This window comes from Clostridium gelidum (assembly GCF_019977655.1).
Taxonomy (GTDB): Bacteria; Bacillota; Clostridia; order Clostridiales; family Clostridiaceae; genus Clostridium; species Clostridium gelidum.
Genome location: NZ_AP024849.1, coordinates 3,100,803 through 3,121,147, shown reverse-complemented (window position 1 = coordinate 3,121,147; position 20,345 = coordinate 3,100,803). Strand labels below are relative to the sequence as shown.

18 protein-coding genes are annotated in these 20,345 nt (G+C 28.9%); 14 read left to right on the top strand and 4 right to left on the bottom strand.

Translation table 11 applies throughout. The features are described from left to right. Positions 1-4: 4 nt before the first annotated feature. The 8 genes from psyc5s11_RS14005 to psyc5s11_RS13970 all read left to right on the top strand — a co-directional run bounded on the left by psyc5s11_RS14005 (position 5) and on the right by psyc5s11_RS13970 (position 10,020). Positions 5-1,837, top strand: a complete 1,833-nt coding sequence (locus psyc5s11_RS14005) for an urease accessory protein UreH domain-containing protein (RefSeq protein ID WP_224033127.1) — start codon at positions 5-7, stop codon at positions 1,835-1,837. A gap of 471 nt (positions 1,838-2,308) precedes the next feature. Next, positions 2,309-3,235, top strand: coding sequence for a methyl-accepting chemotaxis protein (locus psyc5s11_RS14000; RefSeq protein ID WP_224033126.1), 927 nt, complete (start codon positions 2,309-2,311; stop codon positions 3,233-3,235). Between the two features lie 173 nt (positions 3,236-3,408). Further along, entirely contained in the window at positions 3,409-4,164 is a 756-nt protein-coding gene (locus tag psyc5s11_RS13995) for a DUF438 domain-containing protein (RefSeq protein WP_224033125.1), read from the top strand. Between the two features lie 189 nt (positions 4,165-4,353). After that, on the top strand, positions 4,354-4,536 hold the full coding sequence (locus psyc5s11_RS13990) for a DUF1858 domain-containing protein (protein ID WP_224033124.1): 183 nt from the start codon (positions 4,354-4,356) through the stop codon (positions 4,534-4,536). An 86-nt stretch (positions 4,537-4,622) separates the two neighbouring features. Continuing rightward, the gene (locus psyc5s11_RS13985) at positions 4,623-5,384 is read left to right on the top strand and encodes a SagB/ThcOx family dehydrogenase (RefSeq protein WP_224033123.1); all 762 of its coding nucleotides are present in this window, start codon (positions 4,623-4,625) and stop codon (positions 5,382-5,384) included. A 230-nt stretch (positions 5,385-5,614) separates the two neighbouring features. Further along, positions 5,615-7,273, top strand: coding sequence for a hydroxylamine reductase (hcp, locus tag psyc5s11_RS13980; RefSeq protein WP_224033122.1), 1,659 nt, complete (start codon positions 5,615-5,617; stop codon positions 7,271-7,273). A gap of 248 nt (positions 7,274-7,521) precedes the next feature. Further along, a complete protein-coding gene (gene hcp, locus psyc5s11_RS13975; protein WP_224033121.1) occupies positions 7,522-9,225 on the top strand; it encodes a hydroxylamine reductase in 1,704 nt (567 codons plus the stop codon). Positions 9,226-9,534: 309 nt separating this feature from the next. Continuing rightward, positions 9,535-10,020 (top strand): oxygen-binding di-iron domain-containing protein, encoded by a 486-nt coding sequence (locus psyc5s11_RS13970; protein ID WP_224033120.1) that lies wholly within the window; start codon positions 9,535-9,537, stop codon positions 10,018-10,020. A 200-nt stretch (positions 10,021-10,220) separates the two neighbouring features. Here the strand turns inward: psyc5s11_RS13970 and psyc5s11_RS13965 are convergent, their stop codons facing one another. Both psyc5s11_RS13965 and psyc5s11_RS13960 read right to left on the bottom strand, forming a co-directional pair. Beyond that, positions 10,221-10,538 (bottom strand): hypothetical protein, encoded by a 318-nt coding sequence (locus psyc5s11_RS13965; RefSeq protein ID WP_224033119.1) that lies wholly within the window; start codon positions 10,536-10,538, stop codon positions 10,221-10,223. A gap of 48 nt (positions 10,539-10,586) precedes the next feature. Continuing rightward, a complete protein-coding gene (locus psyc5s11_RS13960) occupies positions 10,587-10,904 on the bottom strand; it encodes a hypothetical protein (RefSeq protein ID WP_224033118.1) in 318 nt (105 codons plus the stop codon). 423 nt (positions 10,905-11,327) lie between these two features. Between psyc5s11_RS13960 and psyc5s11_RS13955 the strand changes: the two genes are divergently transcribed. Further along, entirely contained in the window at positions 11,328-11,561 is a 234-nt protein-coding gene (locus tag psyc5s11_RS13955) for a DUF2249 domain-containing protein (protein ID WP_024040351.1), read from the top strand. Between the two features lie 84 nt (positions 11,562-11,645). Beyond that, the gene (ric, locus tag psyc5s11_RS13950; protein ID WP_224033117.1) at positions 11,646-12,359 is read left to right on the top strand and encodes an iron-sulfur cluster repair di-iron protein; all 714 of its coding nucleotides are present in this window, start codon (positions 11,646-11,648) and stop codon (positions 12,357-12,359) included. Positions 12,360-12,469: 110 nt separating this feature from the next. Here ric and hcp (psyc5s11_RS13945) read toward each other — a convergent pair whose 3' ends face one another. Further along, entirely contained in the window at positions 12,470-14,116 is a 1,647-nt protein-coding gene (gene hcp, locus psyc5s11_RS13945) for a hydroxylamine reductase (protein ID WP_224033116.1), read from the bottom strand. A 195-nt stretch (positions 14,117-14,311) separates the two neighbouring features. Here hcp (psyc5s11_RS13945) and psyc5s11_RS13940 point away from each other — a divergent pair, with 195 nt between their 5' ends. Both psyc5s11_RS13940 and lon read left to right on the top strand, forming a co-directional pair. Beyond that, complete coding sequence (locus psyc5s11_RS13940) at positions 14,312-14,878, top strand: TetR/AcrR family transcriptional regulator (RefSeq protein WP_224033115.1); 567 nt, start codon at positions 14,312-14,314, stop codon at positions 14,876-14,878. A 122-nt stretch (positions 14,879-15,000) separates the two neighbouring features. Continuing rightward, positions 15,001-17,388, top strand: a complete 2,388-nt coding sequence (gene lon, locus psyc5s11_RS13935) for an endopeptidase La (protein WP_224033114.1) — start codon at positions 15,001-15,003, stop codon at positions 17,386-17,388. 409 nt (positions 17,389-17,797) lie between these two features. Here lon and psyc5s11_RS13930 read toward each other — a convergent pair whose 3' ends face one another. Then, positions 17,798-18,613 (bottom strand): IS1/IS1595 family N-terminal zinc-binding domain-containing protein, encoded by an 816-nt coding sequence (locus psyc5s11_RS13930; RefSeq protein ID WP_224033113.1) that lies wholly within the window; start codon positions 18,611-18,613, stop codon positions 17,798-17,800. A 567-nt stretch (positions 18,614-19,180) separates the two neighbouring features. Between psyc5s11_RS13930 and psyc5s11_RS13925 the strand changes: the two genes are divergently transcribed. Further along, positions 19,181-19,903: a histidine phosphatase family protein gene (locus psyc5s11_RS13925; protein ID WP_224033112.1), complete on the top strand. Its 723-nt coding sequence runs from the start codon at positions 19,181-19,183 to the stop codon at positions 19,901-19,903. Positions 19,904-20,058: 155 nt separating this feature from the next. Further along, positions 20,059-20,253: an alpha/beta-type small acid-soluble spore protein gene (locus psyc5s11_RS13920; protein ID WP_224033111.1), complete on the top strand. Its 195-nt coding sequence runs from the start codon at positions 20,059-20,061 to the stop codon at positions 20,251-20,253. Positions 20,254-20,345: the final 92 nt, after the last annotated feature.

Genomic DNA, 20,345 nt, shown 5'->3' with positions numbered 1-20,345 from the left:
AGATATGAGTATTAAAAGAGAGAGAATTAAAGTTTATAATATGACATGCACTTCTTGCGAAAACAGGGTAGAAAAAGCATTGATGAAAGTCCCAGGGGTCGTAAATTCAATGGCTAGCTATAGCAAGCAGCAGGTAACTATTGAATATGAGAGCGAAAGTTGCAACATGGAACAATTGAAGGAAGTCATTAACAAAGCTGGTTATAGCACAAAAAGTCCCAGTACAATTAAATTTGCAGGTTTTTTTGTTATAGTTGTAGCTATTGTACTTCTTGGGAATTCAACAGCAGGTTTTGATATGAATGCTAGATTAAACAATGCATCTTATGTGGTATTATTTGTTGTTGGAATGCTTACTTCTATTCACTGTGTTGGAATGTGTGGTGGAATAATGCTTACGCAAAGTTTATCTAAAAACAGTATTGTAGATGAAAAACAAAGTAAATTAAAGACTCTAATGCCTGCGATTTTATATAATGCAGGAAGAGTAACTTCATATACAATTATAGGTGGTATTGTAGGGGCTTTAGGTTCTGTATTATCATTATCACTTAATGTAAAAGCTGGACTTCAAATATTTGCAGGAATATTTATGGTAATAATGGGTTTAAATATGACTGGTTTCTCTTTATTTAGAAATTTTAATATTAAATTACCATGGTCTTCATATAGCGTGAAAAATAAACCTAAGGCTCCATTTTTGGTTGGAATGTTAAATGGATTAATGCCTTGTGGACCACTCCAAACAATGCAGCTTTATGCATTAGGTACTGGTAGTGCAGCAGCTGGAGCTATATCTATGTTTTTATTTTCCCTAGGAACAGTTCCTTTAATGCTAGCGTTTGGAGCAATATCAGGTTTGTTAAGCAAAGGATATACAAAGCAGCTATTAAAGTTTAGTGGAATTTTAGTAGTAGTACTAGGAATTATGATGGGAAATAGAGGCCTTGCCCTTGCAGGAGTTGGAGGGCTTCCAAGTATAATGAGTACATTAAGGCAAAGTATTTCTGGTAGTGAAGTTCAAGCTAGTACAAACAATATAGGTAAAGCAACTATTGAAAATGGAGTTCAAATAATTAAGATGACAGCAGATAGTAATGGCTATACTCCTAATGCTTTTTATGTTCAAAAGGGTATACCTGTAAAATGGATGATTTCAGGAGATAAACTTAATCCGTGTAATAATGCAGTGGTAGTACCTTCTTTAAATATAGAAAAAAAATTAGTATCTGGTGAAAATATAATAGAATTTACACCAAAAGATGGCGATATAAATTTTAGTTGCTGGATGGGAATGATAAGAGGAGTAATTAAGGTTACAGATAATCTTGATTCTGTAGATGCTTCTAAAGCAGAATCATCAATTCCAGCGCCAAGTAGTGGAATGAGCTGTTGCACAGCTGAAAGTGCAGGCGCTGCAAGTAGTGAAAAGCAAACTCCAAGTATATATGGAGATGATTTAAGTAAAGTATCTACTGATAGATTAATAAAAAAAGCTACTAAATCTTTAGATACCCAAAGTCTAAGCATAAAAGGAATTGGTTATGAGTTTGAGCCACTTGTAATAGTACTAGAAAAAGGATTAGAAACAAAACTTTCCGTGAATCTTAATTCATTTGATAATTTTGATGGGAATTTTACTATATTAAATTCAGATATTGGAGGTGTAGTAAGTAGCTTCAAAGGTAAAAAAGGCATTGTAGATGTTGAATTTAGTATACCAAACAGTGGAAGATATCTTATTGTCCAAAATAATGTGGCTGTAGCTGGTATTGAAGTTACAGATTCTTTAGAAAATATTAACTTAGAAAAAGTTCGTGAAAAATATATAGGATAATGGTACTTTGTTGTGTTAAAAATAATTTTTATTTTTGTGTTATTGTGAAACTAAACTTTAATGAAAGAGATATTTGATTCCGAATATTAGGAATCAAGTATCTCTTTGTTTTTTCACATACAGGAATATACAGTAACATATGTTACTGTATATTTGCATGAAAATAGTTATTATGGAAATATAAATAGATTTATGTATTAAATAAAAATTTTTCTGATTTTTATTTAATGGATAATTTATTCATAACATTTATAAAAGTAGATGTACTAATTGTACCTTGGATTTTAAATAGTTAAAAATTAATATAATATGATGCAAATCACATTATATTTAAGTATAATCATTTAAAATTAGGTTACTAACATTTTTAAATTAACATAATTACATATTAAAGTGATATAAAATATAAGTTTTAAGAAGATTTCAAAAGTACTTTAATGATGAGGCGGAATTACACAAGGAGGAGAATAAATGAATATATTTAGAAATAGAAAATCCAAAGGTTTAGAAAATAATCAGGATCAGCATGGTGAAGAAGCAGTACATAAAGAAACTAATAACTTTATTCAAGATATGAGCAAGTTGTTAGCTGAGACTGTAAAACAGCACCATATTGTAGATAATGAGCATGATGTTTTAGGACATCTTTTTCAAAAAGTAAAGATACATATGAATGAAATTTCGGATTTAACAAAAAACACTAACGATTTAACGGATAGATTATATTCAGAAGGTAACAATCTTATAGAGATTACAGAAGATACAGTTAAGAAATCCTATGAAGGTAAGGATGCCATTGAAGAAATGGTGGAAATAATAAAATCTTTAGAAAAAGAGAATAGGAATAATACCGAAAGTATACATGAATTAGCAAGGAGATTTACCAAAGTTAATGAAGTTGTTCAGCTAATCACTAATATTGCGAGTCAAACAAATCTTTTAGCTTTAAATGCAGCAATTGAAGCAGCTAGAGCAGGAGAACATGGGAAGGGTTTTGCGGTAGTGTCAGGAGAAATAAAAAAATTAGCAGAAATGACTAAACAAAGCACTAAGGACATTTCAAGTTTAATAGGAAGTATAGAGGATGAGACGAAGATAGTTCTAAATAATTCAGGTAAATCTAATGAGGTTATTGCTAGGGGTGTTATAGCTTCTGGTAATGCTGCAGAAAAAATAGAAGAAAGTCTATCATCTGTAGCAAAAGTAGAACAGGAAGTAAAGGGTGTAATGGATATTTTAATTGACCAAAAGAGTCATATTGAAAACATGAGTAACGAAATAGTAGATGTTGATGAAATATTAAAAATTACATCGGAAACTATAATAAATCACATAGAAGCTGCAAGTGTTGTAGATAGGCAATTGGAAGAAATAAAAAATACAGTTAACACCTTATAGTTAGAAATCAAGATAATAAAAAATGTTTATAATGAATTAAAGCTATTTAATTTGATATAAGTATTTATTTTTTTGAATTTTGATTTAAATCACATTTTTATGAAGGGAAATTAAGTAGAATTAAGACATAGAAAAGTGGAATTTGAAAATGAATTTATGAGGAGGAAATACAAATGGATAATAAAAAGATAGAAAAGTTAACTGAAGTTTTACAAAAATTAAATAAAGAAGGTGTAACAGAAGCTTTAAGAAAAGAGGCTTTAAATATTGTTTCTAATATAAGTCCCATAGAGCTTTCAATTGCAGAACAAAATTTAATAGAAAAAGGAATGAATCCTCAAGATTTAAGACATCTTTGTGACATTCACATGGAAGTTCTAAAAGGAGAACTTGATAAAATTAAAACAAAAATTGAACCGGGGCATGTTGTGGATACACTTATTATTGAGCATGATAAAATTCTTGGGTTTTTAACAGAACTTGAAGAAATAAATTCTAAAATTCAAAAATTAGAAAGCTATGATAGCAGTTTAGAAGAATTTGAAGCATTAAAAATTGTTGTAGATAATATATTAGATGCAGAAAGTCATCACCAAAGAGAAGAGCAAGTGTTGTTTGCAGAGATGGAAAACCGAGAAATCACTGGTCCAACTAGAATTATGAGAATGGAACATGATGATTTAAGAGCCAAGAAAAAGTTTCTAAAACAGGCAGCTGAAGAAGTTTCTAAATTAGAATTTAATGAATTTAAAGAAAAAGTTGATGACACATCAAAATATATTATATTTAACTTAAGAGATCACATATTTAAAGAAAATTATATTTTATATCCTACAGCAATAGAATCTATAGCAGAAAAAGAAACATGGGCGGATATGAAGAGAAGGTGTGATGAAATAGGGTATTGTGGATTTACACCTAAAGTATAATTTTTTAAACAATAAGTTAAAAATAGGTATAAATAGAAAAAGAAATTGTAACATGGGTTACAGATTAAAAATAAGTTAAGTACTATAATATGACATAGAGAGTAAACAGTAATAAATCTGATTTCAATAATAAAATAAATTCATAAGTTAAAGAAAATTAACTATATTAAAATAGAGGAGAAGATAAATATGATAACTAAAGATTTAACAATAGGCGAAGTATTAAGAATAAAGGAAAATGCACCACAAATTTTAATGAATTTTGGAATGGGATGTGTTGTATGTCCATCTTCTCAAGCAGAATCAATTGAAGATGCAGCTAAGGTTCATGGATTAAATTTAGAAGAATTATTAGAATCATTAAATAAATAATTTAAATGGAAAATAACTATAGCATATGTTATGGTTATTTTTTATTTAATTTTACATTAGTTAATTAGCAAAAGGAGAGAAATATTATGGGAAGATATGAAAATCAGAGAAAATTTCTAAAGTCTAATTTTAATGAATTTAAAAATATAAAAACTGATAAAATGAAAGGAATGCCTCAGCCAGATAGTGTTAAATCCTACAACTCATCTTGTGATATAATTGACCTTCCAAAGGTAAATGGTGATATTGTAAAAAAACAAAATATATATGAGTGCATAAGGGAAAGAAGAAGTACAAGGTTTTATTCTGAGGAGACAATGAATCTTTCTGAACTATCATATTTATTATGGGCTACTCAAGGGATTACTGGTACCAATAAAGCTGGACTTACGTTTAGAACAGTTCCTTGTAGTGGTGCAACACATTCTTTTGAAACATATTTGTTCATTATGAACGTGGATGGAATAAAAAAAGGAATATACAGATATGATCCATTAGAGCATAAACTTTTATTAATGTTTGAATTGGAAGGGTTAGATACTAAAATAGATGAAATTACTCTTGAGCAGCCTTTTGTTCCTAATTTTGCTAAGAAAGCTGCAGTTATATTTGCATGGAGTACTACGCCATATCGTTCTGAGTGGAAGTTTGATATTACAGCTCATAAAAAAATTCTAATAGATATTGGACATGTATGCCAAAATCTTTATTTAGCTAGTGAATCTGTTAATGCTGGGACTTGTGCTATAGGAATATATGACCAGAAAATGATAGATGAACTTTTGAAATTAGATGGAGATGAAGAATTTGTGGTATACCTTGCTGCAGTTGGAAAAAAGCCAGAATAATTGAATTTCGAAATACTTGAATTATATATTTAATAAAAGCGTTTGAAAATGTAAATTTTCAGATGCTTTTTATATTTTATTTAAAATAAAAAAATTTTAAAGACATTAAAAAATTAAATACTTTAAAAGTAGAAAAGACGAGCAAGAAAGAAAGTCCATTAAATTATTAAAGAATATAAAATTAATTTATGCAAATACTAATATAGATTAATTTTTAAGGAGTGATATTTATGGACGAAAATCCAATGTTTTGTTATCAGTGCGAACAAACAGCAGGGGGAAAAGGATGTACTAAAATGGGCGTGTGTGGGAAAACGCCTGAAATAGCTAATCTTCAAGATTTGCTTTTATATCAATGTAAAGGAATAAGTTGCTATGCTAAAGAGCTTATTGAAAAGGGAGAAGAAATAGAAAAGGACATTGTTAGTTTTGTAGAGAATTCTTTGTTTACAACACTTACTAATGTTAATTTTGATGCAGAAGTTCATGTAGAAATGTTAAAAGAATCTCAAAAAATAAAAGAGAATTTGAGAGATAGAGTAGGGGATGATAAAAATTATCCTGAACAAGCAACTTATAATTTAAGTGAAACTAAGGACGAAATGCTTAAGGATTCAAAAAGAGCTGGAATTATGTTTGACCAAGATTTAGATGCTGATGTTAGATCTCTTAGACAAACAATAGTTTATGGATTGAAGGGCATAAGTGCATATGGACATCAAGCAAGATGTTTAGATTATTATGATGATCAAGTTGATAATTTTTATTTTAGAGGACTAGAATGTACGACCAATGATAATTTAAGTGTTGAAGAGTTAATTCAAATGACTATGAGAACTGGTGATATGAGTGTTGCTGTAATGAAGAAGTTAGATGATGCTAATACGGAGACTTATAAGAATCCAAGTCCTCATAAAGTTAATGTAAATATTGAAAAGGGACCTTTTATCATTGTTTCTGGTCATGATTTAAGAGATTTAGAAATGCTACTTGAACAAACTGAAGGAAAAGGAATTAACATATATACTCATGGTGAAATGCTACCTAGTCATGGTTATCCTGGACTTAAAAAATTTAAACATCTCGTAGGAAACTATGGTGGTGCTTGGCAGGATCAACAAAAAGAATTTGACGGCATACCAGGATGTATTTTAATGACTACAAATTGTTTAATGAGACCTAGAGAAACATACAAAGATAGAATTTTTACAACAAGTGTAGTTGGATGGGATGGAGTTAAATATATTTCAGCAAATAAAGATGGATATAAAGATTTTTCAGAAATAATAGAAAAAGCATTAGAGCTTGGTGGATTTAAAGAAAGTGAAGAACCAAAAGAAATTCTTGTTGGCTTTGGTCATAATGCAACATTAAGCCATGCAGGAGCAATTGTTAATGCAGTTAAGGAAGGAAAGATTAGACATTTCTTCTTAATAGGTGGATGTGATGGTGCAAGACCAGGAAGAAGTTATTTTACAGAAATTGCACAAAAGGTTCCAGAAGATTGTGTTATTCTTACACTTGCTTGTGGAAAATATAGATTTAACAAATTAGACTTTGGAGAAGTTGCGGGACTTCCAAGATTATTAGACGTAGGCCAATGTAATGATGCATATTCAGCAGTTAGAATTGCAACAGCACTTGCAGATGCATTTGATACAGATGTAAATGGATTACCATTATCAATAATTCTTTCATGGTATGAACAAAAAGCAGTTGCAGATCTTTTAGCATTGCTATCACTCGGAGTAAAAGGAATTTTCCTTGGACCATCACTTCCTGCATTTGTAAGTCCTAATGTATTACAATATTTGGTTGATACATTTAATTTACAAGCCATAAGTGAACCTGATGATGATTTAAAAACTTGCTTACAACAAGGAGTATAAGTATAAATTAATAGAATCTAATTGATGAGGTTATATCATCAATTAGATTTTTTTGATTATGCCCTAAATAATTTATATCTAAGTAGAAAAAATAGATATGGGTAACAAATTATTAATTTTAAATTAGTAACGTATGTTACAGATATAAAGAAAAGAATATAGTAAACTCTAAATAGTCAAGAAGATGAAATAGTAACAAGAAGTTATTAATTTTGTATATAAAATAAAAGAAAATAGGAGGACATAATATGTCAATGTTTTGTTATCAATGTCAAGAAACAGCAGGTTGTACTGGATGTACTAAAGTGGGAGTTTGCGGTAAAGATGAAAATGTAGCAAAGGCTCAAGATTTATTAATATATGTAACTAAAGGACTAGCTATAGTAAGTAATGAAGGAAGAAAAGTTGGAGTTATAGATAGTACTGTTGATAAATATATAACAGAAAATTTATTCACAACAATTACAAATGCTAATTTTGATAGAGATTCTATTTTGGATAGAGTAAGAGAAACTTTAAAACTAAGAGAAATTTTAAAAGCTAAAGTTATTAAAGCTGGTGGAAAGGTTGGAGAGGTCGTAGTAAATGGTGGTTTCTTCAAAAAAATATTTGGAATGCAAACTACAGAAATGATAATGCCAGATGCAGCAGCTTGGACTGGTGATAATACAATAGAATTTGATTCAAAGGCCGAAAAAGTTGGAGTACTTGCAACTGAAAATGAGGATATAAGAAGTTTAAGAGAACTTATTACTTATGGATTAAAAGGATTATCAGCTTACATGAAGCATTCTATGAACTTAAGTTATAATAATGAAGAAGTTCACGGATTTATGGCAAAAGCATTAGCTGCCACATTAGATGATAGTTTATCAATTGATGAGTTAGTTGCTTTAACTTTAGAAGCTGGTAAATTTGGTGTAGATGGTATGGCATTACTAGATAAAGCTAATACTGAAAAATATGGACATCCTGAAATAACAACTGTAGATATTGGGGTTAGAACTAATCCAGGAATATTAATTTCAGGACATGATTTAAAAGATTTAGAAATGTTACTTGAGCAAACAGAAGGAACTGGAGTAGATGTTTATACTCACGGAGAAATGCTTGCTGGACAATACTATCCAAAGTTCAAGAAATATGAACATTTTGCAGGAAACTATGGAAATGCATGGTGGAAGCAAAAAGAAGAATTTGAAAGCTTTAATGGACCAATACTTATGACTACTAACTGTATAGTTATACCTAAAGATTCGTATAAAGATAGATTATTTACAACTGGAGCTACAGGAATGCCTGGATGTGCTCATATAGAAGCTAATTTTAAAGGAGTAAAAAACTTTTCTAAGATTATAGAAATGGCTAAAAAATGTAATGCACCTACTGAAATAGAAAAAGGACAAATAGTTGGTGGATTTGCTCATAATCAAGTTTTAGCCCTTGCAGATAAAGTTGTAGATGCTGTTAAAACTGGAGCTATAAAGAGATTCTTTGTAATGGCTGGTTGTGATGGAAGAGCTAAATCAAGAAATTACTATACTGATTTTGCAGAAAAATTACCTAAAGATACAGTTATATTAACAGCAGGTTGTGCTAAATATAAGTATAATAAATTAAACTTAGGTGATATTGGAGGAATTCCAAGAGTATTAGATGCAGGACAATGTAATGATTCATATTCATTAGTTGTTATAGCACTTAAACTTAAAGAAGTATTTGAATTAGATGATATAAATGAATTACCTATATCATACAACATAGCTTGGTATGAACAAAAAGCTGTAATAGTATTATTATCATTATTACACTTAGGTGTTAAAAACATTCACTTAGGACCAACACTTCCAGCATTCCTTTCACCAAATGTTGCTAAAGTATTGATAGATAACTTTGGTATTGGTGGAATTACAACTGTAGAAGATGACATGAAAATGTTTATGGAAGCTTAAGATAATATTATTTCATAAAAATATTATCCAATAAAAATGTGCCCTATTTATAATCTACAGTATTATTTACAATATATAATCCTAGCTACGTACATTGTAGCTAGGATTTATTTTTACGTATTAATATTTAGTAAATCAATAAGGAGGATGATAGTATGAATAAAAACTGCAGTTGATCAAAAAATGAAAATTATATTGATGTCGTGATATAAATCACACTAAAAATATAAAGCAATGGTTATAATGTTATTATCTAATAAAATTTGATTTCGTATTTAGATTATATTTAAAAAGAAAAGAGGTAGTTATATGGCGATTATAAATAAGGATTTACACCAATTTAGTAGTTATATTCAGCAGATTAATCTTACATTTCATCAATATTTGTTATTATGCGATGAACCATTATTAGTACATACAGGTAATGTAATGCAGGCAGAAGCTTTGCTGCCACAACTTAAAGCAGCACTCAACAGCAAAGATTTAAAATATATTTTTATTTCACATTTTGAAGCAGATGAATGTGGTGCGTTGTCAGTAATATTAGAACATTTTCCTGAGGCTTTGACAATTTGTTCTGAAGTTACGGCGCGTCAATTAAATGGTTTTGGAATTAAGGCAAAAACTATTACAAAAAAAGCTGGAGAAAAGCTAACGACAGATAGTTATGAATTGGAATTCATTGATTATCCTTCAGAAATGCATCTTTGGGATGGATTATTAATACAAACTTTGCGACAATTAAAACCTAATTTTATAGCTACGGGTCATGGACCTTGTCTTAAACTACAATAGATAAAAGGATGCCTTAAAAATCTGAGGCATCCTTTTTATTTTACCTTGAAATTATATACCTCTAACTGGCGAATGCATAATATTAGAAGAACTATCGATTTACAATAAACGGAAATTTATAAACATATGATTTAAATCACATATTTATAAATGAAATTCAAATAGAATTAATATATAGAAACTATTATATAGATTAACTTTTAGGAAATAATTAATTCACCTTCACCAGTTACCGCAATTTTATATCCATCTTTAAGAGGTACTAACTTGAAGCTCCTCGATTGTGGCCATAAACGTACAGTTTGAACAATATTTAAATTAGAGTCAAAAACAAATAAAAAAGTTCTTTCATTAAATGAATTATTATTAACGGTATAATTTTTATCTGGAGACAACTTTAAATAATCGAGTGTATAAACTCCATTTTTTGTAATTCTTGTTTCAGCCATACAAGGTATGATGAGAACATTAAATGATAAACTGATTAAAAGTCCTATCATAACAATAATTTTTTTCATAAATATCCACCTTTTTTACTTTGTATTAAATATGTCTGGAAGCATATTTTAAGAAATAATTACTTCTCCGTTGCCTATTACCATAATTTCATATCCATGATTTATTATTGGTAGATTATAGGTCCCTGATTCTGGTACTAGTTTTATAAGTTCCTGTATAATACTATTAGAATCAAAAATAATCACAACTGCAGAGTCACTGGTAGAAATGTTTTCTACACTATAATTATTGTTTGGTAGTAAATTTAAATCACTAGCTCTATAGTCACCTTCTTTAAGTGTTATTTGTTGAGCATGGGAAGTTGCTATTGTCATATTTGGAAGCAGAAACAAAATTAAAAGAAAAATTATACTAAACCTTTTCATATATATACCTCTTTAATTATTATAGTTGGTGCAATAGAATATGGTTCACTCGATGCTATATTATAAGTAATTAATGAAGCCATAATGAAACGAAATTAAACTCACAAAACTTTATCCCCTAGATATTATGTGGAATTCTTAATATATTATTCTAATTATAACCCATTAAATTACTCATTGCTTTTTTAAAGTTACGTAATTGTTGTTACAGAGAAAAAAAGAGAATGTAGCAAAATCTAAATTGTAAAAGTTAAAAAAATAAAAAAGTAATTATTAATATTAGTTGATTTTCTTTTTTTGCATATTTTGGTTCATATTTGATTCAAATCACATTTTATTAGATCAAATGAAGTTATAATTGAGTCAGAAGTTAAATAAAACATAAATTTTAGAAATAAATAAAAAACTTAGGAGGAATTAAATATGTCAAATTTTACTGCAACTGTGGATGCTAGAATATATGAGCCTAAAGATAAACACCCAATGATTTTTAAAACTTTTGAAAGCTTAGCATCTGGTGAAAAAATGGAACTTATAAATGATCATGATCCTCGTCCACTCCATTATCAGTTTATAATGGAGTTACCAGAAACATTTGAATGGGAATACCTAGAAGAAGGTCCTGAAGTATGGAGGGTTGCTATTACAAAGAAATAATTTATATTCCATCGAAGTTAGTAATAGGTATTGATATATCAGAAAAAATAAAGCTAGAATTAATAATATAGGAGGAATATATAAATGAGTATATTTAATAGTAATCAAAAAATCGGTGATATAGTAGCTAAGTTTCCAAATGCTGCAGACATACTTAAAAAATATAGAATTGATTTCTGTTGTGGTGGTGATAGATTATTGGTGACTGCTATAAATGAGCAAGGAATTAATGAAGAAGAATTATTGGAAAGAATAAATATTTCATATGAAATATTTAAAAATAACATCCAATCAAATGATAGAAATTGGCTTGAAGTATCTTTTGAAGAATTAATTGATCAAATTGTAAATTCACATCATGCTTATCTTTATGAGAATCTCCCTAAAATAAGTGAATTAACAACTAAGATATTAAGAGTCCATGGGGCAAAGCACCCTGAACTTTCAAGAGTATATAAGTTATTTCATACCATTAAAATGGATTTGGAAGCTCACTTAATAGAAGAAGAAACAATTCAATATCCAGCAATAAAATCATATTTAATGAATAATAATGAAGCTGATTTAGATAAAGCTATAAATATAATTAAGCAATTGCAAGATGAACACACTGGAGCAGGTAATATACTTAAGGAATTAAGAGAGATAACTAATGACTATGAAGCTCCAGCTAATGCTTGTACAACTTATAGATTAGCATACTCTAAACTTGACGAAATGGAGTCGGATTTGTTCCAGCACATACATTTAGAAAGTAATATACTATTTCCAAGACTTTGTAATCTAAAAGAAAATTAAATAATATTAATTAGAGACATACTTTTTACTAATTTATTATTTAGTTACACGAAAGAAAATAACAAGTCCAATTTGCTAGCAAATGGACTTGTTATTTTTTTGATTGTGCCTTATCCTAATATTTGTTTTAAATCATCATCAGGAGTACTTATTGGTTTAATACCAAAATTATCAACTAAAAATTGTAATACATTAGGACTTAAGAAAGCAGGTAAGCTTGGCCCAAGATACATTCCTTTAACACCTAATGAAAGCAATGCTAAAAGATCGGTTACCGCTTTTTGTTCATACCAAGATAATACTATTGATAATGGTAAATCATTAATTCCACATTTAAATGCATCAGCTAAAGCTAAAGCTATTCTAACTGCTGAATAAGCATCATTACATTGCCCAACATCTAGTAATCTTGGAAGACCTGCAACTTCGCCAAAATCTATTTTATTAAAACGATATTTTCCACAGGCTAAAGTAAGTATAATACAGTCACTCGGAACTTTCTCAGCAAATTCTGTATAATAATTTCTTCCAGGTTTTGCGCCATCACATCCACCTATTAAGAAGAAATGCTTGATTTTTCCATCTTTAACTGCATTTATTATTGTATTAGCATGACTCAAAGTTGCTTTGTGTCCAAAGCCTACTAAAATTTCTTTAACTTCTTCATCTTCTTTAAAGCCACCTAATTCTAATGCTTTAGTTGTTATTTCAGAAAAATCTTTATTTCCATTTTCATCTTTTTCTATATGTTTAATACCGTCCCATCCAACAACACTTGTTGAAAAGATTCTATCCTTATAAGAATCCTTTGGTTTCATTAAGCAATTTGTTGTCATTAAAATGCAGCCTGGTATATTATCAAATTCTTTTTGTTGATTTTGCCATGCGCCTCCAAAGTTACCTACTAAATGAGCATATTTATTTAATTCGGGATATCCATGTGAAGGTAACATTTCGCCGTGAGTATAAATATTTATACCTTTACCTTCAGTTTGTCGTAATAACAGTTCTAAGTCTCTTAAATCATGACCAGAAACTATTATAAATGGACCTTTTTTGATATTTACATTAACTTTTGTAGGTGATGGAGAACTATAAGTAGTATTATTAGCAGTGTCTAGGACTTCCATTATTTTAACGCCCATATCTCCAGTTTCAACTAATAACTTAATTAAATCTTCAAGAGTCAAATTATCATCAGTAATGGCAGCCAAAGCTTTAAAATAGAAGTTATTTACTTCATAACTAGTATATTTTACAAATCTTGCTTGATGAGAATAAGCAGCAATTCCCTTTAATCCATATTTTATAGTTTCACGAACTGAACGAATATCTGGATCTAAATTTTCATCATACATTATTCCAGCTTTTTTAGCATCTTCAAGAAGTTCTTCTTTAGAAGAACTTAAATTGTAAAGTGCATAAGGAGAATTTATTTTTTCATCTCCAGCCTTTTTTCTTAAATCTTCTTTAATTTTTTGAGACTTTTGAAGCCTAGTAATATGAGCATTAGGATCAAAATTAACATTAGTTAATGTCATAAATAAAGAGTCTTCAACAAAAGAAGCTATTGAATTGTCAACCTTTTCATTTTTATCCATAAGTTCATTAGCGTATATGCTGATTCCTTTTAGTTGGTAAATTAATAAATCTTGCATTGCTGCAATTTCTGGTGTTTTTCCGCAAACACCTATTTTAGTGCATCCTTTACCTCCAGCAGTTTGTTCACATTGATAACAAAACATTTGTTCAGTCATAACATCAGCCTCCTTAATTGGAATACTTTAGTATCCTATATACATTTTACATCAAAGCTGGTTAAATATGCAACAAAATATCAGAATATTTAGAAAATTGTAAATTAATACTAGTAAAAAGTTAAGTATAATAAAGATTTATATTGACAATAAAAGAACGTTCGTTTATTATAGAAATATAATAGAGGTGTGCAAATGAGAAAAAAAGATGATGAAAAAGAAAAAAGTATAAAAGATGCAGTTATTAAGTTAATACTTAAAGAAGGTTTTCAGGGTACTTCTATTTCAAAAATAGCTAAAGAAGCAGGGGTTTCGCCAGCTACAGTTTATATTTATTATGATAATAAAGAAGCAATGCTTCATGATATATATATTGAGTATTCTGAAGAAGTCTTTGAATATTTACTTAATAAGGTTAATAATGTGATTGATGGTAAGCAACTTATTGAAATAATTGTTAAAGAATATTACACATACATTAAAAAGAATGGTGAAATTTTTCATTTCGTAGAACAGTTTTCAAGTTGTCCAGCTCTAGCGAGTGGATGCTCAGAACGCACGGGTATAAAAAACTTAAATAATTTGTTAACTGATATGAAAGAAAAGAAAGTGTTTAAAGATTTTCGAAATGATAATTTGATAGCAATAATTTTTTCTCCAGTAAAATACATTGCTATTAATCAGTGTATTGGAGAAGAAGAGCAAGTTGAATTACTAAAAGAAATGATTAGGATTATACAGGCGGCTTTGATAGTAAATTAAAGCAAGAGTATTAAAGCGAGAGAATTTTGTGAAGAAATAATCACAAAAATATCTCGCTAATATTTAATAAATAGTTAAATGAACGTTCACTTATGAATACAGCTGAAGAAAGGATGATTAAAATGATGAATATAGATAAGAAAAACAACGAAGGTATGGTAATTCCAGTATCAGACCTAGCTTTATTACCAGGGATGATTTATACCCTAAAGCTAAATAAGATTAGTGAGGAAGAACTTAAAAATTTAGCTGAGGAGCATGAAATTAATATTGCATTACCTTTAAAGCAAAATTTTAACAAAAGTCTCTTAAGGGAAGATGATTTTTATAAAATTGGAATTTCCTTTCATGTAGATGGAATTGAAAAAACAGAAAAAGGATATCAAATAAAAATTAAAGCTATAGATAGAGTAGAAATTAAATCACTTAGCATTGGAAATAATTGTATCCGCACAGAATTTGAGGTTGCATCAGATATTATTGATCTCACAAAAAATAGCCAAGAAGAAATGATAGAGTATGTGAAAAAGGTTACTCGTGAAGTTAGTGAAAATTTCACAGGATCAGAGCAGTTCATGAAGATTATAGAAGAACAAAAGGATTTAAATAAACTAATTGGTTATCTTACTCAATTTATGCCACTCTCAAACCAAGAAAAATATGAGTTAATAGAAACTCAATCTTTAAAAGATAGAAGTCTTAAGTTTATGGATTATCTATTAAGGCAAAAGGAAACTCTAAAGTTACAATTTGAGATGACAGAAAAATTAACTGAAAAAGCTAGTAAAAGTTATAGAGAATCAGTGCTTAGAGAACAATTAAAGGCAATTCAAAGTGAATTAAATGAAGGTAAAAGTGAAGGATCTAAAAAGGACAAGGATTATTTAAATAAGATTGAAGAAGCTCAAATGCCAGATGAAATAAAAGAGGCTGCATTAGAAGAATTAGAAAAATTAGAAAGCCAAAGCCCAAATAGTTCTGATTATAATGTTATACGAAACTATTTAGAACTATTAATGAAACTTCCTTGGAAAAAGAATGAATCTAAAGTTACTAACTTAGGGGAAGCAAGACGTATATTGGATGAACAACATTATGGACTTGAAAAAGTAAAGGATAGAATAATACAACATTTAGCAGTTATGCAACTTAAAAAGGATAAAAAGGGTTCTATTTTATTACTAGTTGGACCTCCAGGAACAGGGAAGACAAGCTTAGGTAAAAGTATTGCTGAAGCCCTTGATAGGAAGTATATACGATTAAGTTTAGGTGGTGTTCGTGATGAAGCTGAAATTAGAGGGCACAGAAGAACCTATGTAGGTGCAATGCCAGGAAGAATTATCCAAAGTATTAAGAAGGCAGGAGAAATAAATCCAGTTATGGTGCTAGATGAAGTAGACAAGCTAATGACAGGCTATAATGGAGATCCAGCTAGTGCACTACTAGAAGTACTAGATCCTGAACAAAATAATAGTTTCACTGATCACTATTTAGATTTACCTTATGATTTATCAGAAGTATTTTTTATAGCTACAGCTAACTCACTTGACAATATTCCTAGACCTCTATTAGACAGAATGGAAATAATTCAAATATCTAGTTATACTATGAATGAAAAATTCCATATTGGTAAAAATCATTTGATTCCATCAATACTTGAAGAACATGGACTTAATAAAGCTCAGTTAGTTATTGAAGATGAAGCTTTAGAAAAAATTATTAGTGAATATACTCTAGAGGCTGGTGTTAGAGGTCTTAAAAAGCAATTAGCTACTCTTGCAAGAGTTACTTCAGAGAAAATTGTATCTAATAAGGTAGAATTACCATTTAAAGTTACAGTAGATGCGCTAGATGATTTACTTGGAAGAAAAGTTTCAAGTCATGATAAGGCTCAAAAAGATAATCCACCAGGAGTAGTAACAGGACTAGCTTGGACAGCAGTAGGTGGAGAGATACTTTTCATTGAAGCTACTGATATGATGGGTAGTGGACAAGTTACCCTAACTGGTCAATTGGGAGATGTTATGAAAGAATCTGCAAAGATTTCTTTAAGCTTACTTAAGTCAAGGTTACCAATGAATGCTATAAACTTTAAGGAAAGAGATCTTCATATTCATGTTCCATCAGGATCTGTTCCTAAAGATGGTCCTTCAGCTGGAATTACACTATTTACAGCACTTGCATCCCTAGTTACAGGTATAAAAGTAGATTCAAAGCTTGCAATGACAGGAGAAATTACTTTAAGAGGAGCAGTACTTCCAATAGGAGGACTTAAAGAAAAATTAATAGGAGCCCAAAGAGCTGGAATAACAAAGATATTAATTCCAAAGGATAATTTAATTGACTTAAAAGATGTGCCTGAGGAGGTTAAGAGTCAATTAACTATTATAGCAGTAGAAACAGTAGAAGACGTACTTCGTGAGACTTTGGGAATATCATTACCTAGAGTAGAACATATATTTAATCCTAATGGATCTATTGAAAAAACTTTTAATGTAAATCAAATATAAACTAACACAAAATAGTACTTTTATTTACGATAAGTGCTAGATACACATAATATGAAATCACCTGCTTACAGATGTAAAATCTTTAAGTAGGTGATTTTTATTTGTTATAGCTTAATATTACCAGGATTCTTTTGCTATTTAGATATATTTTTAATTATATATGTTGCACTAAAATTCTCACATATCTCTTAACCTGCATTTTACAAGCAAATTCCAAAGTGGCTGTTGTAAAATAGAAATCTAATATGCTAATAGCCTTACTATATGTATTTAAATTCCATGCTGAGTGTTTTAAAAAAATGTTGTTTAAAATAATACTATTTTAAATCTATAATAAATAATTTTTCACTCATGGCAAACTAGCTTTAGTATTTAAATACAAGCCTAGTTTCTATTACAATTATACTTTTTAGTACCCTATTACAAATCTAGTTTTAGATCCTAAATACAAGTATGGTTTCAGATTTTCTATAAGCCTATTTCTTTTGTCCTTATAAATCTGTTTCCAAAAGACAAATAATATATTATATATATTCATAATAATAAATTTTATCCGATCATCTTCTTTTCTTTCTTTTACTAACTTTTTGTTATGTTCTTTTGCTACAGCAGTAATATATGTGTCATTATATGGAATAATATAGGACCCATTTTCAATTTTTGAATATATATTTTTGTAAAATATGGGTCTCATCCAACAATGTTTGAATGCAGGCGTAACAAGCATTGAATCTTCGTCACCTTTTGCTGCTATAACCCAAATATTACTTCTTTTAGTTGTTGTTATATTTCGACATCCCTTAAAGTTTTCTACTATTATTGTTTTATTAATATGTACATCTCCCTCCAATTTATTAGGAATGCTATCAATTTTTAATCCATTCAAAATTTTGTGTCTCCAATAAAAAGCAGTTGTTACACTTATCTTTAATTTTTTAGCACAAAACCTTAAGGATTTCCTTTTTATCATTAATTCCATGAATTTTACCCATATATCTAGGTCTTTCTTTGAATAACTCCATAGTGAATTTGTCATATTCGAGAAAGTTTTTCCACAATCTTTACATTTATATCTTTGTATCCCCTTATATGACCCATGTTTAATATAATTTTTTTCACCACAAATTACGCAACATTCAATTCTTTTATTTTTATAAATGTCTTTTTTCAAAAAACTATTTATATGCTCTTTTAATTTTTTTGATTTTACTTTTTTTTGTATCAAAAAGATTCACCTCTTACTGCAAATTTTTTTCATAAACATTTACGTTAGAGATTGCAATATATATTTGCTTCATTTTTAATACTTGCCAAACAATACAATTTTTAAACAATCTTAGCAACATTTATTTAAAATAGCCACCATGGAAATAAATACTAAGATAGGTTGGTGACTTACTGAATTTTTAAAATCATTATGCACCAGCCACTTTTAATTGTAAAATAATTATTGAAATTCATATATTATAATAAACATTTCATTTGCAGGTATTATTACAAGCTTATTTTTTCGTTAGAAAATCATTTATTTAAAATATTCAACAAACTTGATATCTTTTTCTCACAATTAATATGATATAATTTTATAGAGATTACAATATTTGATAAGACCTATTTATGGCAAAAGTCATAAGATTCTAAATTGAGTATAAAAGTTATGTAAAAAAGATAAATTTTTTTATTTATCAAATCGAAGAAAAGAAAATCTTACATAAAGAAAGTCTTAGATACAGAAATGAATTTAAGATAATAACTATAAAGATAAATTTTATTTATAATTGTGGAGGGAAAAATGAGCGACAAAAATAAGGGCAAAGTTATTTTATATTTAATGAGGCATGGACAAACTATTTTAAACAAAGCTAATAGAACTCAAGGATGGTGCGATGGAGTTCTTACTAAGGAAGGAATTGAGGTAGCAATAAACGCTGGTCTTGGACTTAGTGATGTTGAATTTAAAGCAGCTTATAGCAGTGATTTAGGTAGAGCCATAAAGACTGCAAGAATTGTTATTAAAGAAAATAAGGCAAGTACAAATTTGCAATTAAAAGAAATTGAAGGCTTAAGAGAAGTGTATTTTGGAAAATATGAAGGTGAGCATGAAAGTATAATGTTTAATGATATTATGAAGTTTCTTAATGTAAGTTCATTTAAAGAAGCAGATGAAAAATATGATTTTCAAAAGGAATACTGTAATTCATGTGCTCTTTTAGATGAAACAAAAGAAGCAGAAGATTATAATTCAGCAATAAAAAGAGTCATGAAAAGTCTAAAGGATATATGTATTGAAAACTCACATGACAATGGGGGAAAAGTACTTGTAGTAGTACATGGAGGAATACTTAGATTAATTATTGATTATTTAGATAAAAATATTAATGTAAGAAATATGGATAATTCAAGCATATCTAAGATTATATTTGAAGAGGGAAGCTTTAAAGTTGAATCTGTAAATGATAATAGCTATAGTGAGAAAGGTAAATGTATGAAAATAGAACCAAGAAAATTAGTATAATCTATTCTAACAGGAGCGCTGAAGGTAAAAAATCTAAAGTTATCTAATAAAGTTTTTCAATACTACTTTTGTTAACATTTAAATAGGTTATTTTTTATAACAATGGTTAATATAATAGTGTCCAATAAATTAATAACTAAAGGAGGAAGATACATATGGCATCAAGTAACAGAACTTTAGTACCAGAAGCAAGACAAGGTTTAAACAAATTGAAAACTGAGGTTGCATCAGAAGTTGGATTAAGTGATTATGAAAATGTTGATAAGGGAAACCTTTCTTCAAGACAAAATGGAACAGTTGGCGGAAACATGGTTAAACACATGATAGAGAGCTATGAACAAGGATTATAAAAACAAATAATGAATAATTGTGAATGCACTAAGTTAATTCTTAGTGCATTCACAATTTATGATCAAAAAAACTATAGAATAGTAATTATTTA

What these genes read in the sequence shown, in the direction of transcription:
- psyc5s11_RS14005 (WP_224033127.1), top strand. Translation starts at nt 5, where the DNA reads ATGAGTATTAAAAGAGAGAGAATTAAAGTTTATAATATGACATGCACT.
- hcp (WP_224033121.1), top strand. Translation starts at nt 7,522, where the DNA reads ATGTCAATGTTTTGTTATCAATGTCAAGAAACAGCAGGTTGTACTGGA.
- psyc5s11_RS13925 (WP_224033112.1), top strand. Translation starts at nt 19,181, where the DNA reads ATGAGCGACAAAAATAAGGGCAAAGTTATTTTATATTTAATGAGGCAT.
- psyc5s11_RS13995 (WP_224033125.1), top strand. Translation starts at nt 3,409, where the DNA reads ATGGATAATAAAAAGATAGAAAAGTTAACTGAAGTTTTACAAAAATTA.
- lon (WP_224033114.1), top strand. Translation starts at nt 15,001, where the DNA reads ATGATGAATATAGATAAGAAAAACAACGAAGGTATGGTAATTCCAGTA.
- psyc5s11_RS13965 (WP_224033119.1), bottom strand. Translation starts at nt 10,538, where the DNA reads ATGAAAAAAATTATTGTTATGATAGGACTTTTAATCAGTTTATCATTT.
- ric (WP_224033117.1), top strand. Translation starts at nt 11,646, where the DNA reads ATGAGTATATTTAATAGTAATCAAAAAATCGGTGATATAGTAGCTAAG.
- psyc5s11_RS14000 (WP_224033126.1), top strand. Translation starts at nt 2,309, where the DNA reads ATGAATATATTTAGAAATAGAAAATCCAAAGGTTTAGAAAATAATCAG.
- hcp (WP_224033116.1), bottom strand. Translation starts at nt 14,116, where the DNA reads ATGACTGAACAAATGTTTTGTTATCAATGTGAACAAACTGCTGGAGGT.
- psyc5s11_RS13940 (WP_224033115.1), top strand. Translation starts at nt 14,312, where the DNA reads ATGAGAAAAAAAGATGATGAAAAAGAAAAAAGTATAAAAGATGCAGTT.
- hcp (WP_224033122.1), top strand. Translation starts at nt 5,615, where the DNA reads ATGGACGAAAATCCAATGTTTTGTTATCAGTGCGAACAAACAGCAGGG.
- psyc5s11_RS13985 (WP_224033123.1), top strand. Translation starts at nt 4,623, where the DNA reads ATGGGAAGATATGAAAATCAGAGAAAATTTCTAAAGTCTAATTTTAAT.
- psyc5s11_RS13970 (WP_224033120.1), top strand. Translation starts at nt 9,535, where the DNA reads ATGGCGATTATAAATAAGGATTTACACCAATTTAGTAGTTATATTCAG.
- psyc5s11_RS13960 (WP_224033118.1), bottom strand. Translation starts at nt 10,904, where the DNA reads ATGAAAAGGTTTAGTATAATTTTTCTTTTAATTTTGTTTCTGCTTCCA.
- psyc5s11_RS13920 (WP_224033111.1), top strand. Translation starts at nt 20,059, where the DNA reads ATGGCATCAAGTAACAGAACTTTAGTACCAGAAGCAAGACAAGGTTTA.
- psyc5s11_RS13990 (WP_224033124.1), top strand. Translation starts at nt 4,354, where the DNA reads ATGATAACTAAAGATTTAACAATAGGCGAAGTATTAAGAATAAAGGAA.
- psyc5s11_RS13955 (WP_024040351.1), top strand. Translation starts at nt 11,328, where the DNA reads ATGTCAAATTTTACTGCAACTGTGGATGCTAGAATATATGAGCCTAAA.